We start from the raw sequence: 22,863 nt of genomic DNA on the forward strand, positions 1-22,863 counted from the left end.
ATTTTTATTATTATTTGAAGGCTTCTTCCATGGTTTTACCTGATAAGTTTATATTCTCGATGAGTCGAGTATCTAAGGTTGTGCCACCAAAACGCACTATCTTAAAAGATATTTCGTTGCATTTTTTCCCAGGCGCAAAAATTGGTGTGCTAGGTTTAAATGGTTCTGGTAAATCATCACTACTTCGCATTATGGCGGGTGTTGATGAAGAGTTTGAAGGTGAAGCTCGCCCTCAACCAGGCACTAAAATTGGTTACTTACCGCAAGAGCCTGTTTTAGACGAAAGCAAAACAGTTCGTGAAATTGTTGAAGAAGCTGTAGGTGAAGTAAAACATGCCCTTAACCGCCTTGACGAAGTGTATAACGAATACGCAATGGAAGGTGCTGACTTTGACGCACTGGCTAAAGAGCAAGGTGAATTAGAAGCGGTTATTCAAGCCCACGATGGTCATAATATCGATAACGTATTAGAGCGTGCTGCCGATGCACTTCGTTTACCTGAGTGGGATGCTAAAATTGAGCACCTATCGGGTGGTGAGCGCCGTCGTGTTGCTATTTGTCGTTTGTTACTTGAAAAACCAGACATGCTGATTCTCGATGAACCAACTAACCACTTAGATGCTGAGTCGGTTGCCTGGTTAGAGCGCTTCTTACATGACTACGAAGGCACTGTTGTGGCAGTAACGCATGACCGTTACTTCCTTGATAATGTAGCAGGTTGGATTTTAGAGCTTGACCGTGGTGAAGGTATTCCGTGGGAAGGTAACTACTCTTCTTGGCTTGAGCAAAAAGATGCCCGCTTACAACAAGAGCAAAAATCTGAAAAAGCACGTCAAAAATCAATTGCACAAGAACTTGAGTGGGTGCGTTCAAACCCTAAAGGTCGTCAAGCTAAGTCAAAAGCACGTATGGCGCAGTTTAGCGAGCTACAACAGTCTGATTACCAAAAACGTAACGAAACCAACGAATTGTTTATTCCACCTGGCCCACGTTTAGGTGACCAAGTATTAGAAGTAAACAACTTACGTAAAAGCTTTGGCGACCGCGTTTTAATTGATGACTTAAGCTTTAGCATGCCTAAGGGCGCTATTGTGGGTATTATTGGTGCCAATGGTGCAGGTAAATCAACGCTATTTAAAATGTTAAGCGGTGAAGAGCAGCCAGATAGCGGTAATATCAGCATTGGTGAAACAGTAGAACTAGCAACTGTTGATCAGTTCCGTGGCAACATGGACGAAAGCAAAACGGTATTCCAAGAAATCTCTGACGGCCAAGATGTACTAAAAATTGGTAACTTTGAGTTCCCAAGCCGCGCTTACGTTAGCCGTTTTAACTTTAAAGGCAACGATCAGCAAAAATTTGTTAAAGACTTATCTGGCGGTGAGCGCAACCGTTTACACCTAGCTAAACTGTTAAAAGCAGGCGGCAATGTGGTGCTTCTGGATGAGCCAACTAATGACTTGGACGTTGAAACATTACGTGCTCTTGAGAATGCTATTTTAGAATTCCCAGGTTGTGTAATGTGTATCTCGCATGACCGTTGGTTCCTTGACCGTATTGCTACACACATTTTAGATTACCGCGACGAAGGCCAAATTAACTTCTTTGATGGTAACTACACTGAATACGAAGAGTGGCTTAAAAAGACTCTTGGCGCAGAAGCTGCACAGCCTAAGCGCATAAAGTATAAAAAAATTGGCTAACAGCCACAGTGAATAAGTTAAAAGCCCTGCATTTAATGCGGGGCTTTTTTATGCGAGCTATTTTTATCTTTAAGCAAATTGGCGTGTTGGGCATTACCAGCTATGCTTATTATAAATAACAGCTTTATAAGATTATTATGCAAAACCGTCGGCAATTTTCTCGTATTATGTTCTCTACTGCAGCGCAATTAGTTATGGCTAGCAGCCAGTATGAATGCACTCTATTAGATATCTCTTTACATGGTGCGCTTATTACTAAAAGCGATACATTTACTGGGAACAAAAATGACGAAGCAGTACTACGTTTTACTTTGCCACAAAGCGATATTGAAATAAAAATGCCGGTGGTTATTCGTCACATAGAAGAAAACCATATTGGTCTTAAATGCCATAGTATTGATATAGACAGTATCACGCATTTAAAGCGTTTAGTTGAGCTAAACCTTGCTGATGAAACATTATTACACCGCGAGCTTGAAACGCTTATTCACCAAACATAAATAGACGCACTGCGTGAAGTTGATTACCATAACCAAAAATAATTAAACGACGCAGATATGAGTTTAAACCCCAATCTACCTTTAGTTTATCATCCTAACTACTCGTTTAGTTTTGATCCCAAGCATCGCTTTGTAATGAGTAAATTTGCTCAGCTACACCAGCATGTTAAAACCCTTGGACTTGCTGGCAGTAATATCACAGAACCACCACATGGTAGTGTAGAAGAGCTAGAAATAGTACATTGTGAAAACTACATTCACGATTTATGGCATAACCGCCTAGATGAAAGAGCCATGCGCCGTATTGGCTTGCCTTGGTCACAAGCACTAATGAACCGCACATTTACCGCTCCGCTGGGAACACTTCAAACTGCGCGTTTAGCACTTGAAAATGGGCTTGCGTGCCATTTAGCGGGCGGCACTCACCATGCCCACAGTGATTTTGGATCGGGTTTTTGTATGGTGAACGATTTAGCCTTTACCGCACAAACGTTAATTCAAAACCGGGAAGTGACCAACGTACTGATTTTTGATTTAGATGTTCACCAAGGCGATGGCACCGCAGCTATGCTGGCTCATCAACCATATGCGTTTACCTGTTCAATACACTGTGAAAAAAACTTCCCGTTTAGAAAGTCCCCTAGCGATTTAGATATTGGTTTAGCTAATAATATGCAAGACGCTGAATATTTAGGTATTGTTGACGATACGCTGCAATTTTTATTAAACGAGCTTAACCCGGATCTTGTTTTATACGATGCTGGCGTTGATATTTGGCAAGAGGATGGCTTAGGCAAACTGGATATTAGTTGGCAAGGGATAGAAAAGCGCGATCACTTAGTGCTTAAACGCTGCCTTGCAAATAATACTCCTGTTGCCACTGTGATTGGTGGAGGCTATGACAGAGATCATCAGCGCCTAGCAAAGCGCCATGGCATTGTTATAGAGCAAGCGGCTAGTTTTTAATTATATTTTTAACTGACTTGGCGTAATGCCGGTCCAACGCTTAAATGCACGGCGAAAGTTAGGAATATCATAAAATGCAAGCCGATCAGCCACACGTTCATTACCTTGCTGGCACACCCCCAGTAAATGCAGAGCTTTTAGTTTATTTTGCTCATCTTGTAATTGAGAGTAACTGACACCGTGTTGTTTTAACTTACGTTTAAACGTAGCAGAGCTCATGGCAAAATGCTCAGCACTGTTAGCAAGGCTGTTGTTTTTATCACGGTAAATGCGCTGGCACACAGCCTCAACAAAAGACTGTGATACATTCTTATGTAACTCACTTTGCGCTATGCACTGCTGCCACCTAAGCTGACTAGCCTCTGGGTTTGTGCACTTAAGTAGTTGTTTATTAAAGTGCCAACGGGTATAGGGTTGTTCAAACCGTATTCGTAAGCCTAAGTGCTGCTCATATTCTTGAATATGCCGAGGGCGTTTACAAGTAAAGTCAAAATAACAATGTGGATACACATTACATACTCGTTTTAGTAAGCTCATTAACGCAGCGCTGTATATTTCAAAACAATAATTTTTTAATGACTCGTCCATACCGATACTCGGTTGCAAGTACAGATATAAATCGTCTTTAAATATATGCCTACGGGTAAATAATAAAGGGGCAATAACGGTACTAATTTGTTGTAATTGCTTCAAAGCCATACCTAAACTGGGGCTTAAACGCACACTTTGCACTGCTGGGCTAACGTCATTAACCAATTGATGACCCAGTAAAAAGCCACTATCATTACTCTTCATTAAGGCTTTAAACTGGCTAATTAAAGCCAATAACTGCGATAAACTAAAGCGCTGTGATAGATCATATAAATCTTGCTCAAAAATACCCGTACCACGCAGCAATTTATGCAGCGGGATCCCTCGCCCTTGAGCAAGCTCCACCAGCGCAGTGATCATTCCCTCCGCGCTGAGGTATTTATCATCTAGGCTAATATACTGCTGCACCTACAAGCGCCTTTTCTTGTTGTAATTGTTGATGTAACAGGCTGGTTTGCTGCACTGGATCTTGCGCTAAATCCATTGCCATGGTGGCGGTTAAAATATGCTGAAACTGTGCGCCTTTGCTTTTTGCGACTTTAAACGCACAATGGTTAAGCGCCGCTTTCATTTGCGCTAGTAATTCTTTGGCTTGGCTTTGGCTGGTATTCGGCATAAGCACAATAAAACAATCGCCAGCATAGCGACAAAGCACATCATTCAAACGGCAATTCATTACTAATAAATCACTAATTTCTCGCAGTAACCTATCACCTTCACTAAAACCAAACTGCGCATTAAACTTTGCAAAATCACGAATATCAATAACACCTAAAGTGCCGCCTTGCTGCTCTGTTTGTTGTTGCTGCATGAGTGAATGTAAGTAGTTAACTCGGTATAACCCTGTTACCGGACAGACTTTTTCATGCTCTCGAAGATGCGCTTCACGACGACGCAATTGACGATTTAAAACAAATTGCTCTTGATGCCAATAATAAAGCCCTGCGCTGGTAAGCGACATACCAAACGGCGCTGGTAGTGACTCAAACCAGGTGAGCCATAATTGTGAAGGTTGTTTTAACCACTCATCAAGTAAATCGAGTGTGGCTGAGAACATAAACAAACCTAAACCTAATACTAATAAGGTAGTTACTTTGCCTGACGGGCGTGAAATTAGTAACGCAACTATCCAGCTGAGGGTCATCAACACAATACCGCCCTCACCAACAATATCGAGCCACGCAATTTCTTGCCATTGCTTAAGTTCGCCAAAGTAAGCGCATATTGCTACAGCAATAACTAATAATAAAATGATGGTATTAGTTAATTTTGCATGGCTGGTAAATGGGTTATATCGCATTGTTTAAGTCTTCTAAGATTTACACTATTACGTATGCTAGCGCGGTACTGATTTATTAGGCAGAGTCATTTTGGCTCATTGATATGACATTGAGATTAAAATTTATAAGTATTTAACCTAGTAATAACCATTTTTAGTGCTCTGGAGCCGTGTTTAAACAGCTCAAATGTCTGTTTGAAAAGTACTAAGTTGGCGTTTTGTCAGGAATTAACTGTAAAACTGTCACATTAGCGTCATTAACTTTTTTTAGTTTGCTCACCAAACCAAGGACAACCGGAGCAAATCAATGAAACAATTTAAGTTAAATGCTGTTGTGGCGGCATTAGCACTGAGCCAATTTAGTGTTAGCGTAAATGCAGAGGAACAAACATCGCCAAGGGAACCTGAAGTAAAGGTTTCTGAAGAGCTTGTGGTATACGGCGAGATTGGTTATCGCAACCGCTCGCAAGAACTAGCACCCACGCTGGAATACTCACAAGAATACTTTCAACGCTTTGAGCCACTTACCGCCGGTGATGCGCTAAAGCGTGTTCCTAGTGTGACTTTTTTATCTGACGTACTTGAATCAGACGGCGCACGTATGCGCGGCTTGAGCCCGGCTTACACAAAAGTACTTATTAATGGCGAAGAAGTACCGGGTGCCGGTGCTGACCGTTCATTTTTTGTGGACCGTATTCCAGCAGAATTAATTGAGCGTGTAGAAATTATTCGTTCATCTAGTGCCAACCGCTCTGCCGATGCCATAGCAGGCACACTTAATATTGTACTTCGCGATGGCTATAGCTTAGACGGCGGTTATATTCGCGCTGGTGGCTTACGTTACGATGACGGCGAACTAAAAGAAAGCTTTGCGGGCGTTTACGGTACTGAGTTTGCAGGTGGCCGTTTACTAGTAGGTGCCAATTTACAAGGTCGTTATAACCCAAAACAAAAATCAAGCAGACGTTATGGCGATAGCCCTGAAAATAACCCTAATTATGCAACAGACGATTTTGATAACCGTGAAGATCAATCTGATACTCGTGATGGCGATGACACATCATTAAATGCCAGCTTTGAAAAAGTGTTTGATAACGGCGGCAAGTTTGATATTAGCGCCATGTGGGTTGATACCGATCGTACCGAAGATGAGCGCTCTTTTGAATACGACGACGCATCTGCAACCTCAGGCTCTGTCGTTGAGGGTGGTAATTTAATCTCAGATAACGCAAACGTTTCGTTTATTGATCAAACCAACTACAACATTAATTCTGGCTATGAGTTACCACTACTGGGCGGTACCAGCAAATTTAAGTTAGGTTATGCCAGCTTTGAAGAGTCTGTTTACGAACAAGAAGTTGAGCTTGATACCTCAGAGCTCCCAATGGTGTTTGAAGAAGCAGAAGAAACCGTTGATATTGATGATAAAGAGTGGTCATTACAATGGCAGCACAGCTTACTGGTAGGTGACTCGAAAGAAGTTCAGTTTGGTGCGTTTGTGCAAGGCAAAGAGCGCGATACCGCTATTTTTGTCGCTGAAGATGAAAGTGAGCAAACACTGACTGGATGGGCTCAATTTAGCGAGACGCCAATGTCATTAGCACAATTTAACAACGAATTTGAACCAGTAGACGGCGGTGTTAATAAACTTGAAGAAGATCGTTTTGATTTATTTGCGCTAATCAAGCACGAAGCGGATGTGTTCTCGTGGGAGATGGGGGTGCGGTGGGAGTCAACTGACTCAAGCATTACCGATACCAATGAAGGCGTTACTGCCGAAAATGATTATGACTTTTTCTTACCGTCGGCTCACTTTCGTTACAGCGTCAGTGATAACGGACGAGTCAGCGCCTCTGTTGCTCGCAGCTTACGTCGCCCTGACTTTGACTACATGACACCCGCCCTACTTGAAGAAGAGCTCGCTGATAATGACTTTTTAGGCAACCCAAGCCTTAAACCAGAATCATCTTGGGGTATCGATTTAGGTTACGAATACCGTTTAGGTAAAAGTGGCGTTGTAGGTGTAAACGTATTTTACCGTGACGTTAGCGACCTTATTGAAATTGCCAGTACCGGTGTTGAAGGCTCAGAAGGCGAAGGCACATTTGTACTGCAACCACAAAATACTGGTGATGGCACAGTACAAGGTGTTGAATTTGATTTATCAACCCCACTAAGCGCATTAAACATGCCTAACACTGGTATCTTCTTAAATTACTCTTGGCTCGACAGTGAAGTTGAAGACAGCTTTGGTAAGCGTAAATTTAACGACCAATCAGATTATGTTTATAACGTAGGCTTTATCCAAGATTTACCAACACTACGCGCATCATTTGGGGCAACGTACCGTAATCAAGGTGATGCATACGGGCGCTTCGTGGGTGAAGAAGTAACAACTTCTTACGGTGCAGATTTAGAGCTTTTCATTGAAAAGCGCTGGGATGACATCACTCTACGCCTTGTAGGTTCAAACTTACTGGATGCCAGCAAAGACGAAGTTTTCAATAAGTTTGACTCGCTTGATGATCAAAACAATCGTGACTTTGATGAGTACGAGCTTGAATCGGAAGAAGCAGGCCCTGTGATTCAAGTAATGCTGCGTTACGCATTCTAATCACACGTATTGTCATTTTAAGCACGTAATGGCAAACCATCGCGTGCTTTTTTGGAGTTAAAACATGTTTAAATTGTCTTTCATAATGGCCGCGATACTGTGCTCATCAGCGCTTAGTGCAGACGAGCCTGTTGTTTATAAAGATGCGCTATACCAACAACAAAAAATAGCTAAGTTAACTACGTTGCCTAATAGCCTTAACTTTATGGTTATTGGTGATTGGGGACACAACGGCCACTTTTACCAAAAAGAAGTCGCTCATCAGCTAGAAATTGCTATGTATCAAACCGATGCCGATTTTATTGTCTCGACCGGCGATAACTTTTACCCAAATGGCGTGGCAAGTGTGAACGATCCTCTTTGGCAATCAGCCTTTGAGAACATATACCATGGCCCGCACACATTTGAAGATTGGTATGTTGTTTTAGGTAATCACGATTACTTGGGTAATGCCCAAGCACAAATTGACTACACCGAAAAAAGTCAACGTTGGCAGTTACCTGCAAGGTACTACAGTAAAACATTTGCGCTTGAAAACAACGAGCAAGTGTTAATGGTGTTTTTAGATACCAACCCAATTCAGCCTGAATATAAAGACCGTGATAAATACCGTTCAACCCAAGGACAAGACTATAAAACCCAACTTACTTGGCTTGAAACCCAACTTGCTGGCAGTAACGCAAAATGGAAAATTGTGGTAGGCCATCACCCGCTTTATTCAAGTGGTAAACGCTTTGGCCGCAACCAAGGGCTTCGCGACATTTTAGAACCTATTTTGGAGCGTCATAACGTGCACGCTTATATCGCAGGGCACGAGCACGACTTGCAATACAATCAACCAAAAAATAGCAAGGTGGCTCACTTTGTCTCTGGTGGTGGCAGTGAAGCACGATTTGTAAAACAACGTGAATTTACCCGCTACGCAGAAGCAACACCGGGCTTTTTAAATATCTCTATCAATGGTGAAACACTCAAAGTAAGCGCGATTAATCACCTTGGTGAAGTACGTTTTAGCACTGAAAAGCACCTAGAGAAGTAAAGGATAAAATAATGAACTTTAAACTAAATACAATTTCAGCGGTACTAACAAGTGCTGTGCTTGTAACTGCGCTTGGCGGTTGTACAAGTAATGACGATACACAAAACCCGACAGAAATAGCAAAGCCGGCTGTTGAGGCTAAGTTATTTGGCCCACAACAAAACATGCAAGGCTCACAAGCAGCAGCGCTAGGTAATAATCAATGGCTAATGGCGAGCGAAAGCCAGGGCTTATTACTTGCCGATAACGAGAAAAGCAGTGTGCTGTTAGCCGGTAACTTTGAGTCAATTTCACTAAAACAATTATCAGCGCAGCAATTTTTACTCGCCAGTCTGGATAAGAGCCAAGATAACGTTGCTATTTTTAAGCTTATGAAAAATGGCCAAACTTGGCAGCTAAATGAACTCACTCGTATTAGTCCGCCTCAAGCCCAGCCAGATGCTGTGTGTTTATTTAAAAACACCAATACCGAGACTGTATCAGCGTTTGTGCCGGATGTTCGCGGCTTGATCAGCGAAACGGTTATATATGATTTAGCAACTAACCAAGCTAAAAATATCGCAGTACGTGAATTTCCTGCGGTCACTGAGGCTTCAGGTTGTGCAGTAAATGACGACACAAAAACCCTGTATGTGGGTGAGGCAGAGCTCGGAGTGTGGGCCATTAATGCTGATGCAGAATCAGATGCCAATAAGCAACCTGTGGCTTTAGTACAGCCATACGGCGAATTAAACAGTGAGATTGGTGCCCTATCAGTATCACAAGACGGTACTTTATGGCTCAGCGCCACTGACGATAGTATGGTTTATGCTTACCAAGCTCAAACAGACACGCTTAGCCAATGGTCACTGTCAGGTGAGTACACTATTGAGTCTGTTGCAGCAAGCTTTATTAATGACAATCAAGCGCAGCTAGTTTTGATTGATGATGAAACCGGCGCTTACATTCAAGCAAACGTTAACTACGCAGCGCAAACTTCTGTCTCAAATAGCAAAGTTGCTATGACTCACCTTCATGCCAGCGCACAAACCACACCGGTTGCAGCGTTTGGTGATGCAGCAGATGACCCAGCAATTTGGATAAATGAGCAAGACGCTAAAAACAGCTTAATTTTAGGCACAGATAAACGCCGCGGCTTGATGGTTTATGACCTTGCTGGCAACAAAGTACAGTCGCTCAATATAGGGCGTTTAAATAATGTTGATGTGCGCCAACATCAAGGTATAAACAACGAAACCCATACGTGGATCACTGCCAGCAACCGTACGCTTAACAGTATTAGCGTATTTACTGTTGATGGAGAAAACAAAGTAAACCATGTAACAGAAATAGCCACTAACCTACCTGAGATTTACGGTATGTGTATGTATTCGTCTGATTCTGGCCATTACGTGTTTGTTAATGATAAATCAGGTTTATTCCAGCAGTATAAACTCACTGGTGATCAAGATAACCTAAGCGGTGAACTAGTTAGAGAGTTTACCCTACCAAGCCAACCTGAAGGCTGTAGTGCTGATGATAAACTAGGCCAATTATTTGCAGGTGAAGAAGATGCAGGTATTTGGTATATCGGCGCAGAGCCTACCGCTGGTAACAAAGCAGTAAAGCTACAAAGTGTTAATGAACAATTGGTGGCAGATGTAGAAGGTATGGAAATTTATCATGCTAATGATGGGCGCTATTTAGTGGTATCAAGCCAAGGCGATAATAGCTATGTGCTTTACAAAATCTCAGATGATACACAGCCTAGCCTCAGTTTTGCAGGTAAGTTTAATGTGATTGCTAACCTAGATAAAGGCATAGATGGCGTAGGTGAAACTGACGGTTTAACCGTTACAGCAAAAGCTTTACCAGGTTATCCTGAGGGTATGCTTATAGTACAAGACGGTTATAATCGTATGCCACTGCAACCGCAAAACTTTAAAGTTATTGACTGGCGAGAAGTGAAAAAAGCAATTAAATAATAGCTAACTCTAAATATACTGATACACACTAAAGCTTTAGTGTGTATCAGGTTTAAGCCTTACTAAAATTTAACTAAAGATAATTTTTTATAAATGTATACTACACTTTATATCTATAAATTAATTGAGGTTATTATGCGGCTACCCTACTTCGTATCTTTATTTATCAGCATTGTATTTTGTACCAGCTCGCTTGCTAATGCCGAAGAGCCACCAGAACTTCCGCCATTAAACCCCAAATATGAAGCAGAGCATGCCATGGTATTGGTTAATAAAGGCTCAAGTGTATACGCCATTAACATTCCAAGCTTTGAGCTTCCCTTTGATATGCATGTTATGTACAAGGTAGATGTATCTGATATTCCATTTTTAGATTTAGTACGTGATGCTGAGTTAGTTACAGTAAAATCAAAGCCGTTTAATATTCAACGCTTAATGCGAGGCGAAGAAGTCGCAATTACCGCAGATGTGTATCTTGGAGATTATAGACAAGGAGGTAGCTTAGTTTACAGCGATAAATTAATAGAGCTTAGCGAGCAGTTATTTACTCGTGAGCTAACTGATTTAAGCCCAGCCTCAAAATGGCAACAGTACGACATGGTTACGCTAAAAAATAACGAGCGTATTTACATTCACCAAATAACTCAACCACCAAGCTATCATCATATTATGTTTGTTGATTTAAGTGGTGCCTGTTTACAAAAGTTTCGCACCTCAACTGAAGTGCCCTCTGCTGGTGAGCTCAATTATAAATTTATAAATTGTGGCACATTGAAACCGATGTTTTATGATGCTGAAAGCTTAAGCAAATAAGCTTTATTTGAAAACGTGTTCAGCAATCAATTCAAGTCCAGCTTGCATCGCCAAAGTTGATTGCCCAGCAAATCCTAAACGTACATAACTGTGTTGCTTAGGTATTAAGCTGCGTTCTGAACCTTTAAAGTAAAATTCAGGCTCAACCTGTACATACACGCCTTTACTTTGCAGTACTTGCTTTAATTGGTCCACCGGTTTATTTAAATTAACCCACATCGCCATGCCACCGTCGGGTTTTATATATTCAATTGGATAGCCTGATAATTGCAGCTGCGTTAGATAATCACCCATCGCTTCATAGCGCTGCTTATAGAGCTTTGTCATACGCTTTAAATGGCGTTCAAAACCACCTTCTTTCATCCAGTGTGCGACAGCTAATTGCATAATCACATCATTTTTATGGTTCATTAGCTGCTTCCATGCGGTTAATTGTGCGATTACCCCAGGCGCTGCACAGATATAGCCAATCCTTGCTGCTGAAAACATAATTTTTGAAAACGTTGATAGATATATCACAATGCCTGCGGGGTCATCGGCAGCCATGGGTTGCAAAGGCTGGCAACGGTAGTGAAATTCATGGTCGTAGTCATCTTCAATAATCATCACATTATGGGCATAACACAGTTGATAAATTTGTAAGCGCCGGGTGGGTGATAAGGTCACAGTCGTTGGGTATTGATGCAGTGGCGTTAAATACAGAAGTTTAATGGGATAGCGTTCGAGCTGAGTTTTAAAATCATCAACACACAACCCTTCATCATCTTGTTTTATATCTATAAGCTGCACGCCACATGCTGCAAATGCTTTACGAGCAGGCGGGTAACCTAAGGTTTCGGTTGCAACATAATCGCCTTTATTAATAAAGGCTTTTGATACTAAAAAAAGCGCTTCTTGAGAGCCATTACACATAAGAATATCGGCTGTTTTTAGGTTTCGTGCTTTGTGTAAATAATGACTAATTTGCGATTTTAAATTAGGCTCCCCAGCCACATTACCATAGTGAAATTGGCTGGTATCTAAATGATTAAACACATGACTCACAGAGCGTTTAAATTCTTTATAGGGGAAGCATGTTAAATCGGGTAAGCCTCCAGCAAAGTTATAAGCATAGTTATTTAAGTCCATTGTAGGTTCTGACACCGTAAGCGTGGTAGCAAATCGATACGGCTTAGGATCCAATGCTTGAGACTGAACTGTGTTTATACTGTTTTGAATAGGCAATGTATTGGTAACGCTGTAGCCTGATCGTTCATAGGATTCCAACCATCCTTCTGCGACAAGAAGTTGTAGGGCATTCATTATTGTATGACGGTTTAATCCGTATGCTTGTGCCATATCGCGTGCAGAGCAGAGTTTGCTGCCAGCGAGAATGTCCCCTTTTATAATCGACTCCCTAAGTGCATCTGCTATTTGCAGGTATTTAGCTTTACTCTGGCTAGTAAGCTTTATATTAAGTGGCTGCATAAACACCTTCCAAACTGGTATAGGTAAAAATTAAATTTTGGTTGTTTTTAATAAACCAATAAAGCGTACATTTGTTATGAATAAATAGCAAAATATGGGGCTTATAATGTTCACAACGCAAATTCATCAAACCAACAAGGTTGCCTTAGAGCCACTTAAACTCAAACATCTCGAGGGTCTATATCAAGCAGGTAAACACCCACAAGTTTGGCAGTGGGTATTAAGTAATTACACACAAACCCAAGTTAAGTTGGAGCAATGGTTTACACATAGCGCGCAGTTTAATCAAAACGAGCAAGTGGTTTTTGCCATTATTGATAAACATTCACAGCAAGTTGTTGGCACAACCCGTTTATTTAGGTTAGACAGTAACAACTTAAGCGCTGAAATTGGCCATACTTTTATTAGCTTCACTGCACAGCGAACATACGTAAATACGCATGCAAAATATTTACTTCTGAGATATGCATTTAATCAACTTAATTTAGTACGGATTAGTTTTAATACCCATGAGCACAATCAACAATCACGCAATGCCATTGCCCGTTTAGGCGCTAAGTATGAAGGAATAGCCCAAAAAGACCGACGTCTAGAAGATGGTTCATATCGCAACACCGCAAAATTCAGCATTATTGACGAGCAATGGCCAGCTATAAAGTTACGACTTGAGGAGCTATTATAATGTACCCACCCGAGCACTTTATGCAAAAAAATACCGAGCAATTGCATGCGCTTATTAATAATTTTCCATTAGCAACAATTTTTATGCCCTGCTCAAATAGTCAATTAAATAACATTTGTCATGTACCTATGTTATTCAACTCTTTAGAAAATATGTTTATTGCACATGTAGCAAAGCATAATCCACTATCAAAGCTTGATAATAAACAGGTGAATTTACTCTTTAATAGTGACAATTGCTATTTATCACCCTCCTATGCGGATAATCAAACATTGCCTAGCTGGCTTTACGCATCGGTGTTAGTGACTGCAAAAGTACATATTATTAAAGATGAGCTAAAAAAAGATCTCGTAATGCGAACCCTTACTAGTCATTTTGAGAAAACATTTGAGCCTGAGTGGAAAATTGATGAAGTGCCTGAGCAGCATCGCAATACAATGTATCAACACCTGAGTTTTATAGAGCTTACGCCAATTAACTGGCAAGGTAACTTCAAACTCAGTCAAAATAAATCAGCCGCTATAAGAAATAAAATAAAACAAAGTCTGGTAGATGCCAATAAGCACTCAATAGCGGCCTTATTTTAGGAATGAAAAAAGGCTCCTCGCAATGCTCAGAGCCTTTGGTTAACTTTGGGAATTAACTCGGTTCATTGATCGTTTTAGATCAGTTTAGCGCCACTAACTGTGGCGCAATTGTTTGATAATCTACCGCCATGGCAATACTCAAAGCGGTAATATTAATAATTGAAAACGCAAACACTTGGCGTGCCCAACGGGTGGTGTCTATGTTGTAGCGATATCCTCTAAGTGCCATGAGTAACCACCAAAAACTGGTGATACAAGCAACGGCCATAAAGGCAGCACCGGTATAACCACTAATTGGCAATAGCATCACCACTAAAGCATATACTGCAATATAAAGCACAATATGGCGCTTAGCTTTATTAACACCTTGCGCCACGGGCAATACTGGAATATTAGCGGCTTGGTAATCCTTAAAGCGAAAAATAGCAATCGCATATGAATGCGGCATTTGCCACAAACTAAACATCACCAGCAGTATTAATGCGCCTATATCGAACACACCCGTAACGGCGCAATAGCCAACAACAGGTGGAACTGCGCCCGACAGACTACCAATAAAGGTGCCGTAAACAGAGTTGCGTTTCATGTAGAGGCTATAAACCCCTACATAGATAACATAGCCAAAGGCGGCAAAAAATACCGCCGCTTGAGTGGTAAAGGCGATTAATAAGCCAAAGCCAATTAGCCCTAATAACACGCCATGGCTTAAAGCGGCTTTTGCAGACATTTCACCCGTTACAGTCACACGTGAGCGAGTGCGCGCCATGGCAACATCAATGTCTCTATCAATAACATTGTTTATGGCACATCCCGATGCAACAACAAGCGATAAACCAACCAAGGTAACCAACATTAACCATGGGTCTATATCACCGCGGGCGGCGAGTAAAAAACCACCGGCAACGCTGATCAAATTCCCCATAATAATACCTGGCTTAGTAACAGCTAAATAACGACGAAACATCTGAAACCTCTAATACATCATCATTGCGTTTGATTCATAAATGATCCAAACAGACAGTCCAACCACCATGACGATGATCAACGCGCTAAACAAGAAGGTAAAGGTATTTGCTTTACCTTCATCAGTGGTGAAATTAAGGTGTAAAAAGTATTTTAAATGCACCCAAATTTGCACGATTGCTAAAGTAACGATACTCCAGAGTGTGGTGACCTTTGAAAAGTCGCCCTCCATCACCATCCAAAATGGAATGGCCGTTAAAATCACTGATAAGACAAAGCCAATCAGGTATGTTTTAACACTACCATGTGATTGATCATGATGTTGGCTTTGCATTTGCTCTAAAGCATGTGTTTCGCTATGGCTCATTACATTGCCCCCATTAAATAAACAACGGTAAATACACAAATCCACACAATATCTAAAAAGTGCCAAAATAAGCTTAAGCAACTTAAGCGCGTGACGGTTTGTTTACCTAAACCGCGCTTAATCACCTCAATCATCATTATGCTCATCCAGATAAGGCCTGCAGTTACATGTAAACCATGTAAACCCACTAATGAGAAAAACGATGTTAAAAAAGCACTTTGCTGTGGACCATTGCCATGAACAATTAAATGATGAAACTCATAAATTTCCATACCAATAAACACCGCGCCTAAACAAAAAGTGACCGCGAGCCAACCAAGCGTCAGCGCCTTTTTTTGCCCTTGAGCGGCAATCATGGCAAAACCAAAAGTAATACTACTTATAAGTAGCGCCGCAGTTTCAACGGCAACAAAATCAAGCTCAAAAATATCTTTGCCCGATACACCGCCTGCGGTGTTCATATAAAGCACTGCGTAGGTTGCAAAAAATGAGGCAAATAAAAGGCAATCGGTCATTAAATAAAGCCAAAAGCCAAAGATTGTATCGCCTGAGGTATCGTGATGTTCATGCGTATGACTTACGCTATGAGGCTCTAAATTTACATGGCCTTGAGTTGCAGATAACGTACTCATGCGCTTACCTCCTTCGTGTTACTGGCAATATGCGCGCCTTCAATTTGTAATATTTCATCGTTTTGCACGTAGTAATCTACATCACTGGTGTAAGCACGGTTAATAAACAGCGCAATCGCGCCAATAAAACCAAGCCCTGCTAGCCACCAAATATGCCAGATCATGGCAAAACAAAACGCCGTTAAACTCGCAGCAATAAGCACACCCGATGCGGTATTTTTTGGCATATGAATTGAGCTATAGCTAGATTTGCCTTGATAAGCTAGGCCTTTTTCTTTCATATCAGTCCATGTATCAATATCATCAACATGCGGGATTTCAGCAAAGTTATAGTATTGCGGTGGTGATGACGTTGACCATTCAAGGGTGTGACCGTTCCAAGGATCGCCAGTGGTATCATCAAGCGCTTCGCGGTTTTTAAAGCTCACATATAGCTGAATAATTTGGCAAATAATACCGAACATAATAATCACGGCCCCCACTGCAGCAATATAAAGCCAGATATTCCAATCAGGATTATTAGAGTGATTTAAGCGACGCGTCATGCCCAAAAAGCCGAGGACGTACAATGGCATAAAGGCTACGAAAAAACCGATTAACCAACACCAAAATGACGCTTTACCCCAACGCTCATCAAGCTTAAAGCCCATTGCTTTTGGAAACCAAAAAACAAAGCCGGCTAAGTAGCCAAATACTGCGCCACCAATGATGGTGTTATGGAAATGAGCGATTAAGAATAAGCTGTTATGCAATACATAATCGGCACCAGGGATTGCCAGTAATACCCCCGTCATACCACCAATACTGAAGGTAACCATAAAACCAAGCGTCCACAGTACGGGAACAGTAATGCGCAAACGGCCACGGTAAATAGTAAACAACCAACTAAATAACTTAACCCCAGTAGGCACAGCTATGACCATGGTCATCACCCCAAAGAAGGCATTTACATTGGCGCTTGAGCCCATAGTAAAGAAGTGGTGTAACCATACAATAAAGCCAAGAATAGAAATGGCACCGCTGGCATATACCATCGATTTATAACCAAATAAACGTTTACCAGTGAAGGTCGACACTATTTCAGAGAAGATACCAAAAGCTGGTAATACTAAAATGTATACCTCTGGGTGACCCCATGCCCAAAACAGGTTGATATACATCATGGCGTTACCGCCGGCTTCATTAGTGAAGAAGTGGAAATCTAAATAACGGTCTAGCGTTAGCATGGCCAGCACTGCGGTTAAAATTGGAAATGATGCTGCAATTAAGATATTTGCCCATGTACATGCCCATGTGAAAATTGGCATTTTCATCAGTGTCATACCAGGGGCACGCATTTTAAATACTGTCACTAGGAAGTTAACAGCGGTTAATAGCGTACCGAGCCCCGATATTTGCAAGGCCCAAATATAATAATCGACCCCCACCCCAGGGCTAAAGGTCAACTCCGACAACGGTGGGTAAGCAACCCAGCCTGTTTTAGCAAACTCACCAAATATAAGTGATAAATTTATTAAAATGGCGCCACTGGCAGTAAACCAAAAACTTAAATTATTTAAAAATGGAAAAGCCACATCGCGAGCACCAATTTGAAGTGGTACAACAATATTCATTAAACCAATCATAAATGGCATCGCCATAAATATGATCATAATAACGCCATGAGCGGTGAATATTTGGTCGTAATGTTCTGGTGGCAGATAACCTGGCGCGCCACTGGTAGCAAGCGCTAACTGCGCACGCATCATAATAGCATCAGAAAAACCACGAAACAGCATTATTAGCGCTAATAAAATGTACATAACGCCTAAGCGTTTATGATCAACCGAGGTGATCCAGTCGCGCCAAAGCACACCCCATTTTTTATATTTTGTTATTAATCCAGCTATAATAAGCCCGACAACAGCAATCACCGCCATGGTAACCATGATAATAGGTTCATGAAACGGAATTGCATCTATAGATAATTTACCTAAAAACGACATTATTATTCCTCGCCCTGGCTGTGTGATGATGGCATTGTATGATTACCCATTGCCTGATGCTCATTACTCATCTGCTGATGTTTATCCATCGAGTGATGCTTTTTGTTCATATCGCCATGCGCCTGCATGTATTTCATCACTATGGTATGAAATAAACCGTCATCAACCTTGCCATAATAAGCGACGGGATTGTTTTCACTTGCTTTGGCAAGCTCAACATAATTGGCATGAGTAAGGCTATTAGCGTTGGTTTTAACCTGTTCAACCCACTGGTTAAAGTCAGCTTTTGTTGGTGTTGCGATGGCATTAAATTTCATACCAGTAAAACCCGCACCACTGTAATTAGCCGAAAAGCCTTTAAACGTGCCTGGCTCATTAGCGATTAAATGCAGCTTAGTTTCCATGCCCGCCATTGAGTAAATTTGACTACCTAACTGGGGAATGAAAAACGAGTTCATGGTACTTTCTGACGTGATTTTGTATTCAACCGGAACATTAGCAGGAAATACCAATTCGTTTACCGTAGCAATACCTTGCTCAGGGTAAATAAATAACCACTTCCAATTAAGTGACACCACTTCAACAGTTAAGTGTTCACCTTTACCCTCTATCGGTTTATAAGGGTCAAGCTCTTGAGTTGACTGCCAGGTGATCACACCTAAAATAACAACAATAACAATAGGAACCGCCCATACAACAGCCTCAATCTTATTAGAGTGAGCCCATTTTGGTGCGTAAATTTCATGGTTTTGTGTGTCTCTGTATTTCCAAGCAAAATATAAAGTCATCACAATAACGGGGATCACAACTAACAACATAAGCACAGTGGCGATGATGATCAGATTTTTCTCATCAATACCTATCTGCCCTTTTGGGTCGAGTACCCCGCCATTACAGCCTGATAAAATCAGCGCCATACTAGCTAAAGCAATATTAAAAAGGTTACGAATTAACAAGGGACTATCCTAAAACCTAAAGAGTTTTTATTAGCTGCCAAAAATATTTAGCAACGATATTTGATAAAAACCCAAGTTAATTAAGATTGAATTACAAATAATGCAGAGCGAATGCAAGCATGAAGTATTGACTACTGGCTTAATAAAAAACACCTAGCAGAACCAACCCAGCTTTTTTAAACACATTAATATAACGCAATAAAAATTAACTTGGGTGAGGTGTGGTTGGCTGAGAGTGTGTAAAAACACTAAGCTACAATGAAAGTAATCGTTATTTACAGCAAGAATAAATAATTAGATACCACAGGTGTAACCTATACCCATAAAAATTAATGAGTAAACAGACAACCTGTAAAGCTAGGTGGAGCACGACAACCATGTGCAGCTTGCACGGGTTGCTGAACTTTAGCCTCGCTAAAAGCAAAGGCTGCTTTACGGAGGATTATTCCAGCACGACGCGCTGGAAACATGTGGAACAATAGCCAACAAAGGCCAATAAGTAACTGACACGATAAGATAGGATGAGCTAAAAATTCGGCAATAGTCAGTAATAATGGCTCTATAAAAAAGCCATCACTGATCAATGCTTCAAGCCTAAAGGCATCCTCGATAGCGCCACTAAGCAACATAACGGCATTAAAAACTAATAATGTTACAGCCACACTCACGCCTCTTTTCGCTTTATTAAAGCGCTCATGCAACACTGACTTACCTAAGGTAAGCAAAGCGCTGGTATGAAACAAAGAAAATGAGTTCAAAAACATTAACCTATTAAAATGACTAATAACAAAATTAGGTATACACCGTGGCAACAAAAACAAGTTGCAGCCGTAAAGCCTTATACAGTGACATGAAATACAGTCTCAACGCATTAGCACTATTTTGCTAAGCTAGAATTGATCCGAATCAATAGAACTTTCAAAACTTACTGAAAGTTTGGGCATGAGTATAACAAAGAGAGTTTTCTGTTCAAGATAAAAACACGATTATTTTATCAGCTGGTGATTTATTTATGACGATATAAATAAAAAACCTCCCGTAGTGAGCTACGAGAGGTTTTTTGTTTAAACAGAAATAAATCTATTTAAAGAATTTGGTTTTCTTTCCATACTTGCTCTTTGGCTAGACGCTTTTTGCGTTTATCGCATGGATCATCGCAATCACATGCTTTATCAATACCTACAGAGCCTAAGCCTCCGCAGCTACTCGCCATCGATTTTCTTTGAACTATCATGCCTATCGCCATCGCAGCGACAATTAAAATAAGTAAGCCAAAGGTTAGAAAAAAAAGTGACATTGCTTAGCCCCTATTGTTCAGCAATAAAATGAGCTCAAATAGCGTATTTGAGCTCCGTATATTATATACCCTCATGCTAAGGATATAAACCTAAAGACTATAAATAAGGCTTAAACGCAGGACTTGAATAAGTGACTAAACCATCAGGCGATTTAGCAATTAAATACACTGGTAAATCATGCTGCTGCGCATAACGTTGTGCTTTTTCCATTCCCATAACCGTTAAAGCAGTCGCTAAACCGTCGGCCGTCATAGCGCTAGGGTGTAAAACTGTAACAGAAACTAAGTCATGCTTAATTGGCATCCCTGTCATAGGATCAATAAGGTGAGTATAGGTTTTGCCATCCATTGTATAAAAGATTCGATAATCACCTGAGGTGGCAATACCGTTATTGCCTGGTGCAAGTACACGGTGTACTTTTCGCTCACCTGGGTTTGCATCAGGTTGTTCAATTGCTATTCGCCATGCTTGATTGTCTGGTTTTGTACCAGCAATACGTAACTCCCCGCCAATCTCAACCATGTAATCTGTAATGCCTTTGCTTTGTAATAGCTCAGCCACTTTATCAATACCATATCCTTTTGCTGTAGCTGAAAACGACAACTCTAAATCAGCCATCGTTTTTGCTAAGCCTTGCTCGTTAAGGACCAGCTTATCTATACCAATGTTATTGATCATATTTGCCAGAGCTTCATTCGTTGGGCGCTTTGTTGGTTTTTTATCTGGGCCAAACCCCCATAAATCTATCAACGGCCCCATAGTCACATCTAGGGTCTTAGTTGAATTACCTATACGCATAGATTCACTAATAACTGCCCTGAAGTCATCACTGATTGGCATTACTTCGTTGGCATCTAAACGGTTAAAGGTGTTTATTTCTGAATCTTCGATATAGGTCGACATAGACTGGTTGATATCAACTAAAACCGCATCGATTTCTGCTTGTACTGCTTGAGGGTCAACTTGCTCAGCGTAAAACTTAATGTGATAAGTTGTACCCATCGTTTTACCTTCTAAGTAGGTTTCCTCTGGGACTGATTTTCCACATCCAGATAACAGTAAAGTCAGCGTGATTATAAATAAGGCGATTATGCCCTGGGGAGTATTTACTTTGTTCATAACAACCCTACTTAATAGGTTAAAAATTAATATAAAAAAGCCTCGTCACATAAAATGCGACGAGGCTGGTATTTTAACTAAATTTAATCAGTTTGGGTATTAGCCACCGAAATCATCTAGTAAGATGTTTTCTTCTTCAACACCTAAGTCTTTAAGCATAGTGATAACAGCCGCATTCATCATTGGAGGACCACACATGTAGAACTCACAATCTTCAGGCGCTTCGTGATCTTTAAGATAGTTCTCAAATAACACGTTATGGATAAAGCCTGTGTAGCCTTCCCAGTTATCTTCTGGTTGCGGATCTGAAAGCGCTGTGTGCCAAACGAAGTTTTCGTTTTGCTCAGCTAGGCCGTCAAAATCTTCAACATAGAACATTTCACGTTTAGAACGCGCACCATACCAGAAACTAATTTTACGTTTAGAGTTTAAACGCTTAAGTTGGTCAAAGATATGTGAACGCATTGGTGCCATACCTGCACCACCACCTACGAATACCATTTCAGCGTCTGTGTCTTTAGCGAAGAACTCACCAAATGGACCAGAAATAGTTACTTTATCGCCTTCTTTAAGTGACCAAATGTACGAAGACATTTTACCACATGGTAGGCTTAGGTTTCTTGGCGGCGGCGTAGCGATACGCACGTTAAGCATGATGATGCCTTCTTCTTCTGGATAGTTAGCCATTGAGTAAGCACGAATTGTTTCTTCGTCTACTTTTGACTCCAGATCGAAGAAACCAAAATGGTTCCAATCGCCACGATACTCTTCAGGAATATCGAAATCTGCATATTTAACATGGTGAGCTGGCGCTTCGATCTGGATGTAACCACCCGCACGAAACGGCACTGACTCGCCATCAGGAATTTGTAGCTTAAGTTCTTTAATGAACGTCGCTTTGTTATCGTTAGAGATAACTTCACAATCCCATTTTTTAACACCGAAAATTGACTCTTCAAGTTCAATTTCCATGTCGTTTTTAACATTAACCTGACACGCTAGGCGACAACCTTCACGTGCTTCACCTTTAGAGATGTGGTCAAGTTCAGTTGGCAGAATATCACCGCCGCCTTCTTTAATGTGTACGCGACACTGGCCACAAGAGCCACCGCCACCACATGCAGAAGATACGAAAATACCTGACTCAGATAGTGCACCTAATAGCTTACTACCTGCTGATGTTTTAATGGCTTTGTCTGCATCGCCATTAATGCCGATGATGATATCACCGCTTGCAACTAGCTTAGATTTAGCACCAATGATGATTAAAACTAGTATTACAACGATAGCGATAAAAACACCAACGCCTAAGAAAATATCCATGATTGACCTCGCTAT

The 22,863-nt window shown here is 41.1% G+C and carries 21 protein-coding genes; 9 read left to right on the plus strand and 12 right to left on the minus strand.

The genetic code is table 11. The features are described 5' to 3' along the window. Window positions 1–29: 29 nt before the first annotated feature. The 3 genes from ettA to DK924_RS15400 all read left to right on the plus strand — a co-directional run bounded on the left by ettA (window position 30) and on the right by DK924_RS15400 (window position 3,169). Window positions 30–1,703, plus strand: a complete 1,674-nt coding sequence (gene ettA / locus DK924_RS15390; protein ID WP_008111928.1) for an energy-dependent translational throttle protein EttA — start codon at window positions 30–32, stop codon at window positions 1,701–1,703. A 137-nt stretch (window positions 1,704–1,840) separates the two neighbouring features. Continuing rightward, the gene (locus DK924_RS15395) at window positions 1,841–2,203 is read left to right on the plus strand and encodes a PilZ domain-containing protein (RefSeq protein ID WP_054202042.1); all 363 of its coding nucleotides are present in this window, start codon (window positions 1,841–1,843) and stop codon (window positions 2,201–2,203) included. Between the two features lie 57 nt (window positions 2,204–2,260). Next, window positions 2,261–3,169: a histone deacetylase gene (locus tag DK924_RS15400; protein WP_109875603.1), complete on the plus strand. Its 909-nt coding sequence runs from the start codon at window positions 2,261–2,263 to the stop codon at window positions 3,167–3,169. On the opposite strand, the gene DK924_RS15405 is transcribed toward DK924_RS15400, so the two are convergent. Together DK924_RS15405 and DK924_RS15410 are read right to left on the minus strand one after the other, a co-directional pair. Further along, window positions 3,170–4,168 (minus strand): AraC family transcriptional regulator ligand-binding domain-containing protein, encoded by a 999-nt coding sequence (locus DK924_RS15405; RefSeq protein WP_055011644.1) that lies wholly within the window; start codon window positions 4,166–4,168, stop codon window positions 3,170–3,172. Next, the gene (locus DK924_RS15410; protein ID WP_109875604.1) at window positions 4,152–5,060 is read right to left on the minus strand and encodes a GGDEF domain-containing protein; all 909 of its coding nucleotides are present in this window, start codon (window positions 5,058–5,060) and stop codon (window positions 4,152–4,154) included. The genes DK924_RS15405 and DK924_RS15410 overlap by 17 nt, the downstream gene beginning before the upstream one ends. 286 nt (window positions 5,061–5,346) lie before the next feature. Here DK924_RS15410 and DK924_RS15415 point away from each other — a divergent pair, with 286 nt between their 5' ends. The 4 genes from DK924_RS15415 to DK924_RS15430 all read left to right on the plus strand — a co-directional run bounded on the left by DK924_RS15415 (window position 5,347) and on the right by DK924_RS15430 (window position 11,469). Beyond that, window positions 5,347–7,653 (plus strand): TonB-dependent siderophore receptor, encoded by a 2,307-nt coding sequence (locus DK924_RS15415; RefSeq protein ID WP_109875605.1) that lies wholly within the window; start codon window positions 5,347–5,349, stop codon window positions 7,651–7,653. A 64-nt stretch (window positions 7,654–7,717) separates the two neighbouring features. Continuing rightward, on the plus strand, window positions 7,718–8,692 hold the full coding sequence (locus tag DK924_RS15420) for a metallophosphoesterase (RefSeq protein ID WP_109875606.1): 975 nt from the start codon (window positions 7,718–7,720) through the stop codon (window positions 8,690–8,692). A gap of 11 nt (window positions 8,693–8,703) precedes the next feature. Beyond that, window positions 8,704–10,656 carry a phytase gene (locus tag DK924_RS15425; RefSeq protein ID WP_109875607.1) on the plus strand — a complete coding sequence of 651 codons (1,953 nt, stop codon included), beginning with the start codon at window positions 8,704–8,706 and terminating at the stop codon, window positions 10,654–10,656. A gap of 135 nt (window positions 10,657–10,791) precedes the next feature. Continuing rightward, on the plus strand, window positions 10,792–11,469 hold the full coding sequence (locus DK924_RS15430) for a hypothetical protein (RefSeq protein WP_055011764.1): 678 nt from the start codon (window positions 10,792–10,794) through the stop codon (window positions 11,467–11,469). A gap of 3 nt (window positions 11,470–11,472) precedes the next feature. On the opposite strand, the gene DK924_RS15435 is transcribed toward DK924_RS15430, so the two are convergent. After that, a complete protein-coding gene (locus DK924_RS15435) occupies window positions 11,473–12,936 on the minus strand; it encodes a PLP-dependent aminotransferase family protein (protein WP_109875608.1) in 1,464 nt (487 codons plus the stop codon). Between the two features lie 106 nt (window positions 12,937–13,042). Between DK924_RS15435 and DK924_RS15440 the strand changes: the two genes are divergently transcribed. Next, entirely contained in the window at window positions 13,043–13,618 is a 576-nt protein-coding gene (locus DK924_RS15440) for a GNAT family N-acetyltransferase (protein WP_010391105.1), read from the plus strand. Beyond that, window positions 13,618–14,205 carry an FMN-binding negative transcriptional regulator gene (locus DK924_RS15445; RefSeq protein ID WP_109875609.1) on the plus strand — a complete coding sequence of 196 codons (588 nt, stop codon included), beginning with the start codon at window positions 13,618–13,620 and terminating at the stop codon, window positions 14,203–14,205. Before DK924_RS15440 ends, DK924_RS15445 begins: the two co-directional genes overlap by 1 nt. Window positions 14,206–14,284: 79 nt before the next feature. Here the strand turns inward: DK924_RS15445 and cyoE are convergent, their stop codons facing one another. The 9 genes from cyoE to nqrF all read right to left on the minus strand — a co-directional run bounded on the left by cyoE (window position 14,285) and on the right by nqrF (window position 22,848). Beyond that, a complete protein-coding gene (gene cyoE, locus DK924_RS15450) occupies window positions 14,285–15,169 on the minus strand; it encodes a heme o synthase (RefSeq protein WP_109875610.1) in 885 nt (294 codons plus the stop codon). A gap of 9 nt (window positions 15,170–15,178) precedes the next feature. Continuing rightward, window positions 15,179–15,535, minus strand: a complete 357-nt coding sequence (cyoD, locus tag DK924_RS15455) for a cytochrome o ubiquinol oxidase subunit IV (RefSeq protein ID WP_008111918.1) — start codon at window positions 15,533–15,535, stop codon at window positions 15,179–15,181. Then, a complete protein-coding gene (gene cyoC / locus DK924_RS15460; protein WP_008111916.1) occupies window positions 15,535–16,167 on the minus strand; it encodes a cytochrome o ubiquinol oxidase subunit III in 633 nt (210 codons plus the stop codon). Before cyoC ends, cyoD begins: the two co-directional genes overlap by 1 nt. Then, on the minus strand, window positions 16,164–18,152 hold the full coding sequence (cyoB, locus tag DK924_RS15465) for a cytochrome o ubiquinol oxidase subunit I (protein ID WP_109875611.1): 1,989 nt from the start codon (window positions 18,150–18,152) through the stop codon (window positions 16,164–16,166). Before cyoB ends, cyoC begins: the two co-directional genes overlap by 4 nt. Before the next feature lie 2 nt (window positions 18,153–18,154). Beyond that, on the minus strand, window positions 18,155–19,108 hold the full coding sequence (gene cyoA / locus DK924_RS15470) for a ubiquinol oxidase subunit II (protein ID WP_109875612.1): 954 nt from the start codon (window positions 19,106–19,108) through the stop codon (window positions 18,155–18,157). 329 nt (window positions 19,109–19,437) lie between these two features. Then, a complete protein-coding gene (locus DK924_RS15475) occupies window positions 19,438–19,866 on the minus strand; it encodes a hypothetical protein (RefSeq protein ID WP_010391099.1) in 429 nt (142 codons plus the stop codon). Between the two features lie 326 nt (window positions 19,867–20,192). After that, window positions 20,193–20,405, minus strand: a complete 213-nt coding sequence (gene nqrM / locus DK924_RS15480) for a (Na+)-NQR maturation NqrM (protein WP_010391098.1) — start codon at window positions 20,403–20,405, stop codon at window positions 20,193–20,195. 97 nt (window positions 20,406–20,502) lie between these two features. After that, window positions 20,503–21,525: an FAD:protein FMN transferase gene (locus tag DK924_RS15485; protein WP_109875613.1), complete on the minus strand. Its 1,023-nt coding sequence runs from the start codon at window positions 21,523–21,525 to the stop codon at window positions 20,503–20,505. Between the two features lie 99 nt (window positions 21,526–21,624). Further along, window positions 21,625–22,848, minus strand: coding sequence for an NADH:ubiquinone reductase (Na(+)-transporting) subunit F (gene nqrF, locus DK924_RS15490; RefSeq protein WP_008111899.1), 1,224 nt, complete (start codon window positions 22,846–22,848; stop codon window positions 21,625–21,627). Between the last annotated feature and the right edge of the window lie 15 nt (window positions 22,849–22,863).

The organism is Pseudoalteromonas sp. meg-B1, from assembly GCF_003173795.1.
Classification (GTDB): Bacteria; Pseudomonadota; Gammaproteobacteria; order Enterobacterales; family Alteromonadaceae; genus Pseudoalteromonas; species Pseudoalteromonas undina.